This window comes from Roseburia sp. AM59-24XD, from assembly GCF_003478445.1.
Taxonomy (GTDB): domain Bacteria; phylum Bacillota; class Clostridia; order Lachnospirales; family Lachnospiraceae; genus Jutongia.
The window spans coordinates 43292-59322 of sequence record NZ_QUET01000021.1; the positions used below are offsets into that span (position 1 = coordinate 43292).

The 16031-nt window shown below is 44.5% G+C and carries 10 protein-coding genes, 1 pseudogene and 1 riboswitch; all 11 genes and pseudogenes read left to right on the forward strand.

The window, feature by feature from the left end:
* Nucleotides 1–37: 37 nt before the first annotated feature.
* Nucleotides 38–433: pseudogene (locus tag DXA20_RS11030) on the forward strand (AAA family ATPase); the annotation flags it as partial.
* 116 nt (nt 434–549) lie between these two features.
* Entirely contained in the window at nt 550–783 is a 234-nt protein-coding gene (locus tag DXA20_RS18440) for a complexin-2 (protein WP_118560786.1), read from the forward strand.
* 353 nt (nt 784–1136) lie between these two features.
* Nucleotides 1137–2621 (forward strand): MobA/MobL family protein, encoded by a 1485-nt coding sequence (locus DXA20_RS11040; protein ID WP_442969693.1) that lies wholly within the window; start codon nt 1137–1139, stop codon nt 2619–2621.
* 151 nt (nt 2622–2772) lie between these two features.
* Nucleotides 2773–3537: a nucleoside phosphorylase gene (locus tag DXA20_RS11045; protein WP_118560790.1), complete on the forward strand. Its 765-nt coding sequence runs from the start codon at nt 2773–2775 to the stop codon at nt 3535–3537.
* A 2-nt stretch (nt 3538–3539) separates the two neighbouring features.
* Nucleotides 3540–4412: an aminoglycoside 6-adenylyltransferase gene (locus tag DXA20_RS11050; protein ID WP_118560792.1), complete on the forward strand. Its 873-nt coding sequence runs from the start codon at nt 3540–3542 to the stop codon at nt 4410–4412.
* Between the two features lie 225 nt (nt 4413–4637).
* Nucleotides 4638–5444 carry a hypothetical protein gene (locus DXA20_RS11055; protein WP_118560794.1) on the forward strand — a complete coding sequence of 269 codons (807 nt, stop codon included), beginning with the start codon at nt 4638–4640 and terminating at the stop codon, nt 5442–5444.
* A gap of 333 nt (nt 5445–5777) precedes the next feature.
* Nucleotides 5778–6923, forward strand: coding sequence for a metallophosphoesterase family protein (locus tag DXA20_RS11060; RefSeq protein ID WP_022305281.1), 1146 nt, complete (start codon nt 5778–5780; stop codon nt 6921–6923).
* 23 nt (nt 6924–6946) lie between these two features.
* Nucleotides 6947–9517: an AAA family ATPase gene (locus DXA20_RS11065; RefSeq protein WP_158577213.1), complete on the forward strand. Its 2571-nt coding sequence runs from the start codon at nt 6947–6949 to the stop codon at nt 9515–9517.
* A 105-nt stretch (nt 9518–9622) separates the two neighbouring features.
* Entirely contained in the window at nt 9623–12964 is a 3342-nt protein-coding gene (locus tag DXA20_RS11070; protein ID WP_118560798.1) for a leucine-rich repeat domain-containing protein, read from the forward strand.
* Between the two features lie 158 nt (nt 12965–13122).
* Nucleotides 13123–14298, forward strand: coding sequence for an Ig-like domain-containing protein (locus DXA20_RS11075; RefSeq protein WP_279222374.1), 1176 nt, complete (start codon nt 13123–13125; stop codon nt 14296–14298).
* A gap of 315 nt (nt 14299–14613) precedes the next feature.
* Nucleotides 14614–14709, forward strand: a riboswitch (SAM riboswitch).
* Nucleotides 14710–14811: 102 nt separating this feature from the next.
* Entirely contained in the window at nt 14812–15999 is a 1188-nt protein-coding gene (metK, locus tag DXA20_RS11080; protein WP_118560802.1) for a methionine adenosyltransferase, read from the forward strand.
* Nucleotides 16000–16031 lie beyond the last annotated feature (32 nt).

Sequence of the window (16031 nt, forward strand, 5' to 3'; positions counted from 1 at the left end):
ATTTGCCAGTCTAAGTGCAAAGTCAAATCGGATATTAGTAGCAAGGAGCGTGTTGCTAGTCGGCAGAGTGGAAGGAGAACCTAATATCAGAGCACTTGTTCAGATAAAAAATAATTTGGCACAGTTCGGACATCCCAAGGCATTTGAACTGATGGAACGTGGTTTTAAGTGGATGGGAGATTATGAGATTACAGCGGATGAAGTGCTTGGTGGTATTGCCCCAAAAGCAAATAAATTAGAGCAGGCAAAGCGGATGCTTCGGGAACTGGCAGAGACTTCTAATGCGGTACAGAGTAATGAGATTTTTGATATGGCTGAGGAACAGGGAATTTCTAAAAGAACATTGGAAAATGCCAAAAAGGAGCTGGGCATCAGGGCAAGAAAAATCAATAACTCATGGTATTGGGAACTGGATAAGATAAAGCAGATTTAAGGGAAGAACGCAACAATGCAGACTATATATAATTTGCGGTGATGAACTTTGCAAGGTTGCAAAATGTATAGACATTGCGTTGTTGCGGTCTTGATGGAAAGGATGGATTGATAGGATTGAAAAATGTGCAGATTTCAGAGGAATTATTTATTGCACTCCTTAAATATCACTTGGTGGAAAGGGATGATGTTTTATTGGAGATAAAGAAAGGTTTGGAAGAAAAATTGGAAGCTATGGTAAGGCGGGATTTATATACAAAATATAAGACTGCACCAACCGAGGAAGAAAGAGAAAAGGCACGACAGGAGTATCTGGAAAAGGTGGGAATGCACCGGAGCTTCCGATGGTAAATTTTTTTCCTTCAGTGTGTAGGACGGGAGCGTGCCACGCTCCTGTATATGGTAGTTAAGGAGAAAGTCGGATTAGGGTGTAATGACAAAATCGGACTACACTCACAAGCCCTCGGCGTTTGAGAGCGAAATACACCCATCGCACAAATCGGAGATTTGTACTCTGTGTATTTCGCTTGCAGGGGGCAAAGGACAGCGTGGCTGTCCTTACAAATGCTAACGCATTTGTGGTTATGCCGGATACGGCAATGAGTTCGTAAACGGATGCCTAAGCATCCACTCACGATAACAAAAGTCGCTATCATTTTTCAAAGAAAGTGGCAATGCCTATTGTAAGAAATTCATTTATACAGATGTCAAAGCTGCCTAATGTGAAAGGCAGAATTAGTTATATATCGAGCAAAGCAAGGCAGGAAAATCTGTATGCAGTTTATGAAACAACAGACCGCAAATTTTGGAGGGAGCTTGCTATGTGTAACCAAGAGGAATTTAGGGAAAGCGGAACGAAAGGAATCTGTATTGAAGCCAGGGAGCTTATCATTGCGTTACCGGAAAGTTTCGTGGATTATGAGCCGGACAAGTTGCTGAAGCTTTTTACGGAGCATTTTAAACAAAATTATGGTGTGGAATGTATTTCAGCTTTGCACCATAATAAACGCAAGACCAATTATCATATCCATCTTATCTTTTCAGAGCGAAAACTGCTTGATGAGCCTGTGGAGAAGATTGCAACAAGAAATATGTTTTATGACGAAAACGGAAAGCATGTACGCACTAAAAAAGAGATACTGGATGAAGCCGGACAGCTTCGGAGTGGCTGTAAAATTATCCCTAAGGGCGAGGTATATGAGCGGAACATTTTTACCATAAAGGACAGCCGATTTAAGAGCGACAGCTTCCTTGATGAAGTGAAACGCTCTTACACTGACCTCATCAATATTTATGTAAAAGATGACAAGCAAAAGCTCAAGGTTTTTGACAGAAACGGTGTGTATCTGCCTACAAAAAAGATTGGCAAGAACAACCCAAAAGCGGAGCAGATACGCACAGATAATCAGTACCGTACTATATGGAATCAGACTGTGGATAGAGCGTTGATTAGCGGTGTGCCGGAGAGGCAGATTTTGGAAGTGAAGCAGAGCGAAATCGGACAAAAAGTAAAGGCTTCCATTCAGAAGTCAGGGAGAAATCCGGCACTGCTAAGAAATTTGATTATGACTGCTATTTATGCTTTGGAGCTTCTCATTGGCAAGGTGTTCAAGATGGCTTCACAAAAGACAGATAAGGACATAGAAGCGGTTGTAAAGGCAGAGCCGGAGCAGACACCTGTTAAGGCGGTAAATTCGTTTGTAGAAGCCAAGAGTGAGCCTGTACCGGAGATGCCTAAGAAGTCCGAATTAGCTTCCAAGTATCCAAGACTTACGGATATTTACCATAAGTTGGAGAGGCAGAATACAGCCATTTATGAGAGGGAGCTACAGATTGCGAATGTGGAGAAGAAGATTGCCGGAGCAAAGGGCATCTTCAAGGCAAAACAGCGTAAGGAGTTGCAGGAGCAGGCAGAAGAGTTAAAGACACAGATAGCCAATATGAAGCAGTATTTATCGAGTGTTGTGCAGGGGTATGGGCACAAGAATGTAAAAGAGTTCCTTGCAGAGTATAAGGCTTCGAAGGTTGAATATGGCGATTATAGAAAGGCTGTTGCGGAGTGGGAGAAGCTGACGGGAGAAAAGGTGGACGATAGCTTGAAGGCGAAACTACAACAGAAGCAACAGCAGGTTAAGGAACAGTATAGGCATACCGAGTATCATAAAAAGAATGATAGAGGGGCAAGGTAGTATCAGAAGTGGAGTGGGAAACTGCTCCGCTTTTATATTGTAGGGAGCATAAAAAATCTGTGGAGAAATTGTATATATCATGATATAATTGTGTTCAATGAGGGCGAAAATTGAAGTTATATGAGTAATAATCAAAAAGGAAATAGATGGAATGAGCCTAATAAAAAATGATGTGCCAATTTTAGAATATGACACAAACAGTATGGCTGTTATTATGCCAGGACACAGTACAAATTTTCATTTTCCGGAGAGAGCGGTAATGTTGTTTATGGAAAAAGAAATTAACGATTATGCTATGACAAATGAATGCGAGATTATCGGGCAGTTTATTAGTATCACAAAAGTATTTCCTGTGTATAAAACGGTACATAATGGTGTTGAGTTGGCAATTTGTCAAGCGCCTTTAGGTGGAGCTGCTTCTACACAAATTATGGAACAGCTGATTGCGGGTGGCGTTAAGAAGGTTATAGCCACAGGTTGTTGTGGTGCTTTAGTTGCAGATAATGAAGGAGATTTTTATATCCCTACCTCAGCACTACGGCAAGAAGGTACATCTTATCATTATTTGCCACCTTCACGAGAAGTCAAGCTTAACCAATCAGCCATAAATGTGATTGAGAAAATCTTAATTAATCACAAATACAACTATCAAAAATGTAAAACATGGACGACAGACGGGTTTTATCGTGAAACAAAAGAAATGGTGGAATATCGTAAAGAGGAAGGTTGTTCTGTTGTAGAAATGGAGTGTGCCTCTCTGGCTGCTTGCGCAGAATTCCGAAATATAGTTTTCGGTCAGTTATTGTTTACAGCTGATTCGCTTGCAAATATAGAATCACACGATACAAGAAATTGGGGTAATAATACATTTGCGTTAGCTATGGATTTGGCAATGGACGCTGTGACGGAGGTGTAGTAATGCGAACAGAAAAAGAAATGTATGATTTAATATTAAGTATTGCGCAGAATGACAAAAAGATTAGGGCGGTATATCTTAATGGCTCCAGAACAAATCCAAATGTACCGAAAGACATTTTTCAAGACTATGATGTGGTTTATATAGTAACTGAAACGCTCCCCTTTATTGAGGATAAGAATTGGATTAAGTGTTTCGGAGAAATTTTATATATGCAATATCCGGATGAACATCCTGATTATCCGAGTGATAAAGAGAATTTCTACGGTTGGTTAATGCAGTTTACAGATGGAAATCGTATTGATTTGCATGTTGAAACAATTGGTCACGCACAAGAGAATATTATGAACGATAGACTGTGTAAAGTTCTCTTGGACAAAGACAATTGTTTGCCGGAGATTTTACCTTCATCGGATAAAAATTATTGGATACATAAACCTACTTTTGAACAGTATCAGTGTACTTGTAGTGAGTTTTGGTGGTGCTTAAATAGTGTAGCAAAAGGTCTGTGGCGTGAAGAAATACCTTATGTACAAGATATGCTGAATTTTGTGGTGAGAAAACAGTTGGAGAAGATGCTTTCTTGGAAAGTGGGTATAATGACGGATTTCTCAGTCAGCGTTGGTAAATCGGCAAAATATATGTATAAATGGGTTTCGGCACAGGAATGGGAAAAATATTTACAGACTTATTGCGGAGCAGATGTTGAAGCTATTTGGCAGTCGGTGGAGATTATGTGCTCTCTATTTGTAGAGACCGCTACATGGGTAGCGGCAGAACTAAACTATGAGTATAACAATACAGAAGCAAACAATGGCATGTATTTTTTACAATCAGTAAAAGATTTACCCAAGGATGCAAATGAGGTGCTGTAGGGAATTGATGAAGTTATGGTACAATCAAATATAGTTATGTATAAGCTAAAATTGGTGGTGTAAATGAACATAGCAATTAAAAATGCTGATATAAACCATATGTGTTATTGAATTTATAAGATATGCTCTTAAAGCTATTGGATATGATTTGTGGTGGTTATACAAAGGATAATATTCGTTCATATCGAGTTATGCAGAAGTTTTAATATACGAAAGAGAGGTAAAATGTTAGAAAGTTTAATGACAAATCCTTATGCATGGGCCTTTTTGGGAGCGTGTACAATTTTCTCAGTTGTATTTGGAATATGGCAATGGTATAAATCAAAAAGAAAAAAGGAATTATCTTGTTATAAAAATTCTTATACAATAGTAAAAGGTGGAAAAAGCCTTTTGCCAGATTTGGAACTTAAGTATAAAAATGAACCAATACAAGAATTAGTAATAACAAAATATGCGATATGGAATAGCGGGAATGAGGTTTTACAGAGGGAAGATATCGTAGAGATTAAACCGCTTCAAGTTTCTTGCAATGGAGAAAATACTAGAATTTTGGATGTAAAAATTTTACAGGAAAGTGATGAGACAAATCAATTTGTAGTTGTAGATATGGATAAGCAACATGCTAGAATTAATTTTGATTATGTGGCTCCAAAGGATGGAATTGTGATTCAAATGATGCACACTGGAGAGTCACAAGATGTTATGGTTGAGTGTAAGATAAAAGGTGGAAAGAGTGTTAAACCTTTAAATAAAGATAAAAAGTATAAATATAATAAGTTTGTGGAGAAAGCTATGGTAATCGGCTTGGGCATTTTGATTTTTGTTATGTTATTTTTTATGTTACTGGCTATTTTAGTGAGTGTTATGAACATGGGACAAAAATTCTGGGAAAACTTGATTTCAACTATCGGTATGGGGGCTTGTGTTTTGGTTGTGGGTGGAACATATTACAAATTGTTAAAAGATGTGTATTACATAAATATACCAAGTGGATTGAGAAAAACTATAGGAAATGATGAGTTTTATAAATAGCATATTGTCCCGGTGCCAAAACGGTGCCAAGAAATTATGCAAATAAAAATAGAGCATATAAAAACAACGAAAATATGCAGATTTCAGCCATAAAAAGAATAGAAAATATAACGAAAAACGCTATTGATATAGCGTGAGGGTGGACGTACAGTAGGATCTGGTAAGGTTGCTACAATCATCGAGTAATCTTTGATCCGGCTTGTATCAAACTAGATTTTAAAGAGCTTTCCGAACAATCGGAAAGCTCTTTTTGTACCACGTTTGTACTTGCACAAACGGGTGTTTTTTTATACTATATACATAGACAGATCATGCAGGGGACAGGAGGAAGCTATGATTAAAATTTTTGTAACCGGCGACAACCACTTTGGCAAAAAGTACGACAGATATCCGGAGATCCGCGACAGGCTTGTGGATAACCGTTTTGTATGCTTTGAGAAGATGGTTGAGAAGGCGGAGCAGGAGGGCTGCGATATCTTTGCAGTGACCGGAGATCTTTTCGACAATTGCAGCAGTATCCGTAAGTCGGATGTAGAAAGGGTCGTGCGTATTCTGGCGGGATTTGCAGGCAGAGTGCTGGTGCTTCCGGGCAATCACGATTATTATACCGGAGAGGAAAAGGTCTGGAAGGATTTTGATGATGCTCTGCGAACATGTGACAATAACATTATCCGACTGGATCGGTTTGAGCCATACCCGATTGAAATTGCGGAGGAGACCGTCGTTATTTATCCGGCGTTTTGCCGGTCGAAGCATTCCCGAGAGAATAATCTGGGGTGGATCAAGAAAATGAGTGTCCCAAAAAGCGGACAGATCAACGTTGGAATGGCGCATGGTGCAATTGAGGGGGTTACACCCGATATGCAGAAAGAGTATTTTTTGATGACAGAGCCGGAGCTGCAGGCAATCCCAATGGATGTATGGTTGGTCGGACACACACATATACCGTATCCGGGTGGACTTTCAGAGGACGAAGAGATTGGCGGATACCGTATATTTAATGCGGGAACGCATGCGCAGACGGATCTGCATAATAATACCCGTGGATATGGTTTTATTATTTCTGTTGACAAGCAGGGAGACAAAGCGCAGGTGTCTGCGAAGAAATATCAGAGTGGAACGATTTTCTTTTATGATATTGCAGTGCGGGTTTCATCGGCAGAGGGGGATTCTCTGGAAGCACTTCTGCAGGAAAAGCTGGATCCGTTAGAAGCGGAGTCTGTTGTGCGTCTAACAGTCACCGGAAGCGCGGTTAGCGAGGAATACAGCAGACGGCGGGAACTGTATAAAAAATATTGCGACAGATTTTTATCCTGGGAGCTTCAGGACGATGAACTGCACGAAGAGATTACATTAGACCGGGTGCGGGAAGAATTTGCGGAGAGCAGCTTTGCGGCTAAGCTTATGGAGGCACTTCAGGGGGATCAGACGGAACTGCAGATGGCATATGAACTGCTGCAGGAATGCAGCCGGGAATAACCGGCGCGGCAGTAAGGAGGATTATGAAACTAAAGGAAGTACAATGTGATCAGTTTGCCGGGCTGAACAGGAACGATCCGGCTTCCACGATCAAATTTGGTGATGGTCTGAATCTGATCGTGGGTGACAATGAGCAGGGCAAAAGCACGATGGTCGATCTGATCTATTATCTTTTGTTCAAGGATGTGAAACTGGATACCAGAAGTGACAAGGAATTTATTGCCAGATATTTTCCGCAGAAAACAACGGGACGTGCGGGAGATGTGATTGATGGTGCTCTGGTCTTTGAGGACGAAGAGGGCGAATGCTGCATCCGGAAGGAATGGGAGAAAAAGGGAGGAATCTGCCGTCTGACTTTGCCGGATGGAACGCTCATCAGGGATCCGGATGCGTTAAAACAATATCTTCGGGATACGCTTCCCTATCAGGAAGGAATTTACGGGGAAATTGTTTTCGCTTCCCAGAAGAGACAGTTAAATTGCGTGAAGAGCATTATGGAAGGCTTAAACCGCGACAAGGCGACAAAGGATAAGCTGCAGCAGACGAGGGAAACGTTGCTTTCGGTATTAAACCGTGCTGCCTTGGAGACCGGTGGCGTTGCATTGGATGAACTGGAAAAGCAGATTGAACAGAGACTTACACAATATAATGCCCATTGGAATGACCGGATGGAGCTGCCGGAGGGTGGCGTGAAAAGAGGTATCCATAACAAATGGAAGAAAGAAGTCGGACTCATCCTGCAGGCGTATTATGAGATGGAGGAGGTTCGCGGAAAGCTGCGGAAGGCAGAGGCGGACGAGGAAACCTGCGAGGAGATCACCGACCGGATCCGTAGCCTGGAGAAGGAAAAGGAGCTGCGGACAGCGGAGAAGGAGGAATTTTCCGGTGTTCGCACAGCACTTAAGACGCGCCGTATTTTATTAGAGAAGCTGACGGATCAGACGGAGCGTATCCGGGAAATGGAGAAGGTTTTACAGGAATGGCCCAAGCTTTCCAGACAGATCGCACAGGCACAAGCCTTGAAGGAACAGAGAAATCAGGTTACACTCCTGCGGCAGTATGAGCAGGCGGACCGGATCCGTATCAACCGGGAGGCTGCAGCAGACAGGCTGCAGCAGATGATGCCGGTAACGCAGGAAGACATTGATACATACCGGAAGGCACAACGTCGAAAAGCCGGTCTGGAAGGGGAAATGTCCGGTCTTAGTCTTGTTGCAAGGATTCAGATGGAGAAAGATATGCCGGTGCATGTTTCGCAGCTTGCTTCCGGAGAGGAACTGGCGGCGGATGGTAATGAATTTCAGATCAATGCTGCCGTGGAGATTGATATCCCGGATGTCATGAAAATGCAGCTCCTTCCACAGGATGTGGATGTCGATGTCCTTCGGGAAGAGATCAAAGCGTGTGATGTGGTTATGAATCACATCATGGATCAGTATAAGACGGATTCCTGCGATAAGCTGGAGGAGATGAAAACATCATATCAGCAGTGTCAGTTCGAAATGGAACGATTGGATGCACAGTGGAATCAGATCCTTGACGGTGCCGACTGGGAAAACCTGAAAGCAGCCGGAGAAGCAGCACGGCAAAAGTACAGCTTGGAAACGACCGGAGAAATGCGGCAGAGTGAGCACAGCTTGGAGACAGCCGGCGAGGAGACGGCACATGAATACAGTCCGGAGACAGCGGCGTATACAGTCAGCCCGGAAACAGAGGAACAACTTCCGAACCGCTCTCTTGATCCGGACGAGATTGACGACAGGATTCGCGCTCTGTGCGGCGCAGGCGTTTCGCCGGAGGAATATCTTGGCGGAAGAAAGGCAAAGCAAAGTGCCTGTGAAGACAAATATCATTCTATTGAGGAATTAAAGAAACAAAAAGAAACGCTGGAACAGGAGCTCGGACAGACACAGAAAGAAGCAGACGAAGCGAATCAGATTCCGGATAAATATAAGAGGATCCCTGATCCGGATCGCTACCTGACAGAGCTGAATGAAGAGGTGAAAGAACTCGAGGAGGATATCCGCCGGAGTAATGCCCGGAAGAACGAACTCAGCCGGAGTATGGATGAGGTGGCAGCGGAGGAATACGCGGAGTTGTTAGAAGAGAAGGTACAGAACTATGAAAAGACAAGAAAAGCATACCGGCACTGGAAGCACATTTCTGAGGTTTTTCAGGAACTGAAGGAGCAGAGCAGTGACAATCCGGTGCAGGATATTGAGGATCACTTCCGTAAGTATCTGGCAGAAATATCACAGGATGCCCTGGATGCCTCCATGGACGAGAGGATGGAGGTTGATCTGGCAAGCGGAACACGCCGTCTGACATATGATACACTTTCAGATGGAACAAAGGATACGATCGCGCTGGCATTCCGGCTGGCGATGTTAGAGCATCTGTTCCCGGAGGGCAACGGTCTGGCGGTGTTTGACGATCCGTTTACGGACATGGATCCGGGGCGTGTACGACAGGCGTGCAGGCTGGTGCAGAAGTTTGCCGAAAGGAATCAGGTCATCTTCACAACCTGTGATAATAAATACGAAGAAATCTTTGGAAACGGCCCAGTGAATGTGGTTCATATCGGTGCGGACTAAATCATTTAAGAATCCCCAAAACAGGGGATTCTTTTGCTTTAATAAATGTAAAAGCTTGATTGACGCGATTATATAAATTTGTTATCATAAAGATGGTAATTCAGGATGGATCGTCCGAACGGACAGAAGGGAGATTACATGAAAAAGAATTTTGGGAAACAAATGAAAAGACGCTGTCTGAGCCTTGCTCTGGTATCAGCACTTGTCATCTGTACACCGGCGGCAGATACGCTTGGTTCCAGTGGAATTCTTCCACAGATCGTACAGAAAGCAAAGGCTGCATCCGGTCAGATCAATGACAATCAGAAGTTAAACAGTGACATTATTGCAGATGCAGCATTGTTAGCATATCTGAGAGACAAGACAGGCAAGGGTGACGCAGCAACTGTAAAGGATCTGCGAAGCGCAAATCTAAGGAACATCACAGTCCCGGCGGAGGTACATGACCTGACAGGACTCGGATATGCTCTGAGTATGACGACACTGGACCTGAGCCTGTGTAAAGCAGTTGAGATCAACGAGGATGAGTTTAACGGATGTACGGCATTGACACAGGTAAAGCTTCCGGCGTCAGTGACAAGGATTGACAAGAACGCCTTCAACGGTTGTACATCCCTTGAGACAATTGATCTGTCTCAGGTCGATTATTTTGGAGATTCCGCATTCGGTGGCTGCTCCAAGCTTACCAACGAGTCTGTTGGAAGCATGAAGTCTACCGTAAAGGAAATGGGAACAGCAGTGTTCAGTGGATGTAAGGTGATCACAGAGGCGAAGGTTCCGATTATCACCGGCGAGAATGCACATATGGTGCCGGCACAGATGTTCAATAACTGTGAGATGTTAGAGAATGTTATTTTCTGTGACGACAAGATCACAGGTATTCTCGATCAGGCATTTGCGGCGACAGGAGCATTGACCTTCGGCACGGACAAGAGTAATAAGCTTCCGTCAACCATCGAGTCGGTTGGCCAGGGTGCGTTTTCAGCCAGCAAGATCACATCGATCGACCTGAAGCAGACGAAGATGACCTGGATCAGCAAGAATACATTTATGAACAGCCAGCTGGCGGAGGTAACGCTTCCGGATAAGCTGACAGATATCCGTGAGGAGGCATTTGAGAGCTCCCGTATCGAGGAGATCGTTATGCCGAACACGGTGGAGAAGATCGGAGAGGCTTCCTTCCGTTATGCAGGTAATCTGCTTCGTGTAAAGCTTTCTGTAAATATTACAGAGATTCCGCGCTATGCATTCCAGATGGCAGGCTCCCAGCAGTTTACCGGAGACATCGATAACATCACCAACTGGGATGACCTGATCGACGGCATTGAAGGCATGAAAGTAACCTACAATGGCAATGCATCCGACAGCAAACTGGAGAAGATCGGTGTCAGTGCCTTTAATGCCAGCACGATCTGCAACGAGGACTTTTTAAAGGATCTGACAAAACTTGATTCGATTGGAGAATTTGCGTTCTCTTATACGGATTTCAAGAAGCTGACGATCCCGGCAAGCGTTACAACGCTTGGAGAATCCTCTTTTGCGGGAATGTATGAGATGAAGTCGGTTGTCTTTGCGAAGGGAAGTAAAGTTACGGAGTTCCCGAAGGAGCTGTTCGGAAGCAGCAAGACAGCAACCGACAAGAAGACATACGCGGATCTGGTACTGGAATCCGTACAGCTTCCGGATGGTCTTGAAAGTATTGGTGAAGACTGCTTCGGTAATTGCTGGTCTTTGGAGACGATCGGTTATTCCGGTAAAATGATCGAAGGTGAGCTTCATTTCCCGGAGACGCTCAAAACCATCGAAAAGAAAGCATTTGAGAACTCCGGATTTTATGAAATTACGAAATACGATGAGGACGGCGTTGGGTACGCAGCAAAATATTGTGTCCCTGTTTACCCGGGCGGTTATCGTGCCGTATATATTCCGGATTCCGTCACAACGATCGGTGATGGTGCATTCCAGAACTGTCGTATGATGGAAGAGATCTATTTCGGCGACGGTCTGACAGAGCTGCCGGCAGATGTATGTGCCGGCGCAGGCTCTTATCCATATAAGGAGAATACGACCAGCAAGGTAAGTGAAAAAGATTGCCTTGTGACACCGACACCGGTTCCATCCGGAGAGAACGGAGAACTCGGAAAGACAACATACAACCCGATCACCTTCGTCGGTCTTAAAACCGTAAAGCTTCCGAAGAATGTCAAGACAATTGGCAACAATGCATTTAAAGAGTGTTATGCATTAGAGGGCTTCTATGATCCCGATGCCAATGCAGTGACCGGCGACTTTACCGGTGCACTGGAAGAGATCGGTAACAACGCATTTTTGTCCTGCAAGAGTCTGGAAGATGTTATTTTACCATCCTCTCTTGTAAAGATCGGTGATTACGCATTCGCACAGACCTCACAGGATGTCAGCAGCAGTGTTACTTCGTTAAGTACAAGAAGAAGCGTATCGTTCTACACGCAGTATACGGGACTTGGCAATGTCGATTTCCGGTTTGCGGAGAATCTGGAATCCATCGGAAGGGGAGCATTCCAGCGTTCCAATATTTCACAGATTGATTTCCGTTCTGAGAAGCTTGAGGAGATTCCGGCAAGCGTCTGCGAGGACTGTTACAATCTGGAGCGCATTTCCATTCCGGATACGGTTAAGAAGATCAGTCAGAATGCATTCCGCAATACATATAAGTTAGACAGCGTGACCGTGCCGCTCTCTTCTGAGTGGTCTGATCAGCTCTTCTCCGGTGTGGCAGGTTATGCGAAGCAGAAGGTAACTGTGATTGCCAATCCGGTTACCAAGGAGAAGAATATTTACCATCAGCAGGAGAACGCCGTTGATTTTAACTGCGTTAAGAATTTCCGTGACATGTCGATCACGGTAACCGATGAGCTGAAGGACAAAAACGATGAGACAGGTGACCTGTTAAATAACGATTCCAACGAGTTTGTTACCGTAAGAAAGGAAGACGACAGCTCCGGAAGATATCAGGCGATCAGCATGTACGGAAAGAAGCAGGGTGACGCGAAAGTGCGTGTCTCCGGTACAATTCGCCTCGAGGGAGATATCCACAGCGAGAACAACACCACAGCGCTCAATGATGCACGTCTGGTGCTGCAGGTTTCACAGCTTTACAATATCCATGTGGCACAGAATCCGATCAGTGTGCTGACACTCTCCGCAGAGCGTCTTGCACAGGAAGCTAAGGAGAATGTGATCTATCTGGAGTACGGTTCTAAGAATGCGGTTGACTTAAAGGCATCCTACATGGGTGAGGACAGCAGCGAGGAGACAACGGACAGCGTAACCTGGATCGTTGACAATGCATCTGTTGCTACGATTGACGGAACACCGATTCCGGCGCAGACAACCACACCTGAGGGGGAGAAGATGGGAATGTCTACCATTAAGCTTCTTCACAGGCACTTGGCGATACAAAGGTAGTTGCAAAGAGCAGCTCCGAGAAGTCGGCAGAGTGTAAGATCCGTGTCCGGCTTGCTCTGGATCGTATCTCTTTATCCAGAAGAAATGTCGGCATTGATGTCAACAAAGAATTTACACTTTCTGTTGATGAGAATAATTACAGCAAAGATAATGCAAAGCTGCTCGAACAAAATCCGGGCTGTCAGGATGTATATCGTTTCTCCTCAAGCAATGAGGATGTTGTAACAATTGATCCGATCACAGGTAAAGCAAAATCTGTGGCAGAAGGAGAAGCAACGATCAAGGCAGTCAGTCTTGTCAGCGGCAGAAGCGACAGCTGTACCGTGAAGGTGCAGGGGGGATATGTCTCACCGGCAGAGTCCGTGAAGCTTTCAGAAAAGGAACTGACTATTAATGTCGGAGAACAGGCAAGCCTGACCGCAACCGTATTGCCGGAGGATGCCGTTCAGAGCGTGGAGTGGTCAAGCAGCGATGACAAGATCGCAACCGTAGCCGGCGGAGTTGTAACCGGTAAACAGGACGGTACAGTGACAATCAAGGCAAAGGCAGAAAATGGTGTTTCTGCAACCTGTAAAGTTAAGGTAAAGGTTCCTGTTGCATCCGTGACACTGAATAAGACAGAGCTTTTCCTTGAGGTTGGAGGTTCTGAGTCCTTAAAGGCTGAGGTGCTTCCGAAGGAAGCAACCGACAAGAAGATCACCTGGACGACCAGCGATGAAAATATTGCAACGGTAAGCAGCTCCGGTAACGTCAAAGGTGTTAAAGTGGGAAGTGCAACGATTACAGCAACGGCGGACGGTAAGAGTGTGACATGCACTGTTAAGGTTGGTGCGGTCGCTGAATCGGTTGTGATTTCTGCACCACAGAAAAAGGTTGCCGTAGGTGGAACGGTGACACTGACAGCGAGCGTGACTCCGTCCGATGCAAATCAGGCGATCGAATGGAAGTCCAGTGATGAGAAGATTGCTACCGTTGTTAATGGCGTTGTAACCGGTGTAAAGATCGGTGTCTGCAACATTACGGCAAAGGCATCCGGAAGCTCCAAAGAAGCAGTCTGCAAGGTTATCGTAACGGCACCGAAGGTGAAGCTTACGAAGGTAAAGAACGTCAAGAAGAAATCCATCCAGATCAAGTGGAAGAAGATTGCTGATGTGGCAGGCTATCAGGTTTCCTATGGCAAAAAGAAAAAGCTGACCACCGCCAACAGCATCAAGATTAAGAAACTAAAGAAAAAGAAGAAGTATGCGGTAAAAGTAAGAGCTTACACCGTTGTCGATGGAAAGAATGTATACGGCAAATGGAGTAAGGTAAAGAAGGTAAAAATTAAAAAATAATGGGAAATAAATTGAAATTTCTACCAATTTAGGGTTGCAATTTGTCTCAGTTTGGGTATACTAATAATTAGTAATGCGACCTAGTGATATATTAGATATCATGCATTACGATTCCCCCCTCTGAGAATAAAATGTCAGTAAAGAGCTGTTTTCTGTGAATGCAGAAAACAGCTCTTTTACCGTTATCCGGGAAATGCTCCTCCGTTCCATGAAAAATTGCCATCAAGGGGGATTTACAGAATGATCCGGTAAAATACTGCTTGACGAATGCGTATAGTGCGTGTATGATAGATAAGGTTAGTTAAATAAGTAGAACTCTTATTAAGAGTGGTGGAGAGTGAGGCTCTGTGAAACCACGGCAACCCCATATGTGGAAGGTGCCAATCTGAGCGAGCAATCGAACAATAAGAGGAGTTGAGTGAATCAAGTCCATCTTTTTGATGGATTTTTTTACTTTATAAAACTTTGTTATTACAGTAGTCAGGAAACATTGATAAGTTTAGGAGGTACAAGATGGAGAAACGTTTATTTACGTCTGAATCAGTAACCGAGGGACATCCGGATAAAATATGTGACAATATTTCTGACGGAATTTTAGATGCGCTGATGGAGCAGGATCCAATGAGCCGTGTGGCTTGTGAGACCGCTATCACAACAGATTATGTGCTGATCATGGGAGAGATCACCACGAAGGCAAAGGTTGATTACGAGAAGATTGCCAGAGAGACGATCCGTGAGATCGGTTATGATGCTGATGAGAAGGGCTTTAACTGTGATACTTGCCGCGTGAAGGTGCTGCTCGATTCACAGTCGCCGGATATCGCAATGGGTGTCGACAAGGCACTTGAGGCAAGAGAAAACGATATGTCCGATGAGCAGCTCGAGGCGATCGGTGCGGGAGATCAGGGAATGATGTTCGGTTACGCAACCGATGAGACCCCGGAGCTGATGCCATATGCGATTTCACTTGCACACAAGCTGACCAAGCAGCTTACCGGCGTGCGCAAGGACGGCACACTGCCTTATCTTCGTGCAGACGGCAAGAGTCAGGTGACCATAGAATATGATGAGAACGACAAGCCGGTTCATGTCAATGCGGTTGTCATTTCCACACAGCATGCAGAGGAGATTTCTCAGGAGCAGATTCATGAGGACATCAAGAAATATGTGATCGACCCGATTGTTCCGGCAGAGCTGATCGATGAGACAACCAAGGTTTTTATCAATCCGACCGGACGTTTCGTTATCGGTGGACCAAACGGAGACAGCGGACTCACCGGACGTAAGATTATCGTAGACACCTACGGTGGATATGCGCGTCACGGCGGCGGAGCATTTTCCGGTAAGGATTGTACAAAGGTAGACCGTTCTGCAGCCTACGCCGCAAGATATGTTGCCAAGAATATCGTGGCAGCGGGACTTGCAAAGCGCTGTGAGATCCAGCTTTCCTATGCGATTGGTGTCGCACAGCCGACATCTGTTATGGTAGACACCTTTGGAACCGGTAAATTAGACGATCAGAAGCTGGTTGAGATCATCCGCGAAAAATTCGATCTTCGTCCGGCTGGTATCATTAAAATGCTGGATCTGCGCCGTCCGATCTATAAGCAGACCGCTGCTTACGGACACTTCGGAAGAAACGAACTCAACCTCCCATGGGAGCAGACAGACAAAGCAGAGGAACTTCGCAGCTATCTGTAATCTGCTTGACATATTGTCTCAAAAAGTATAAA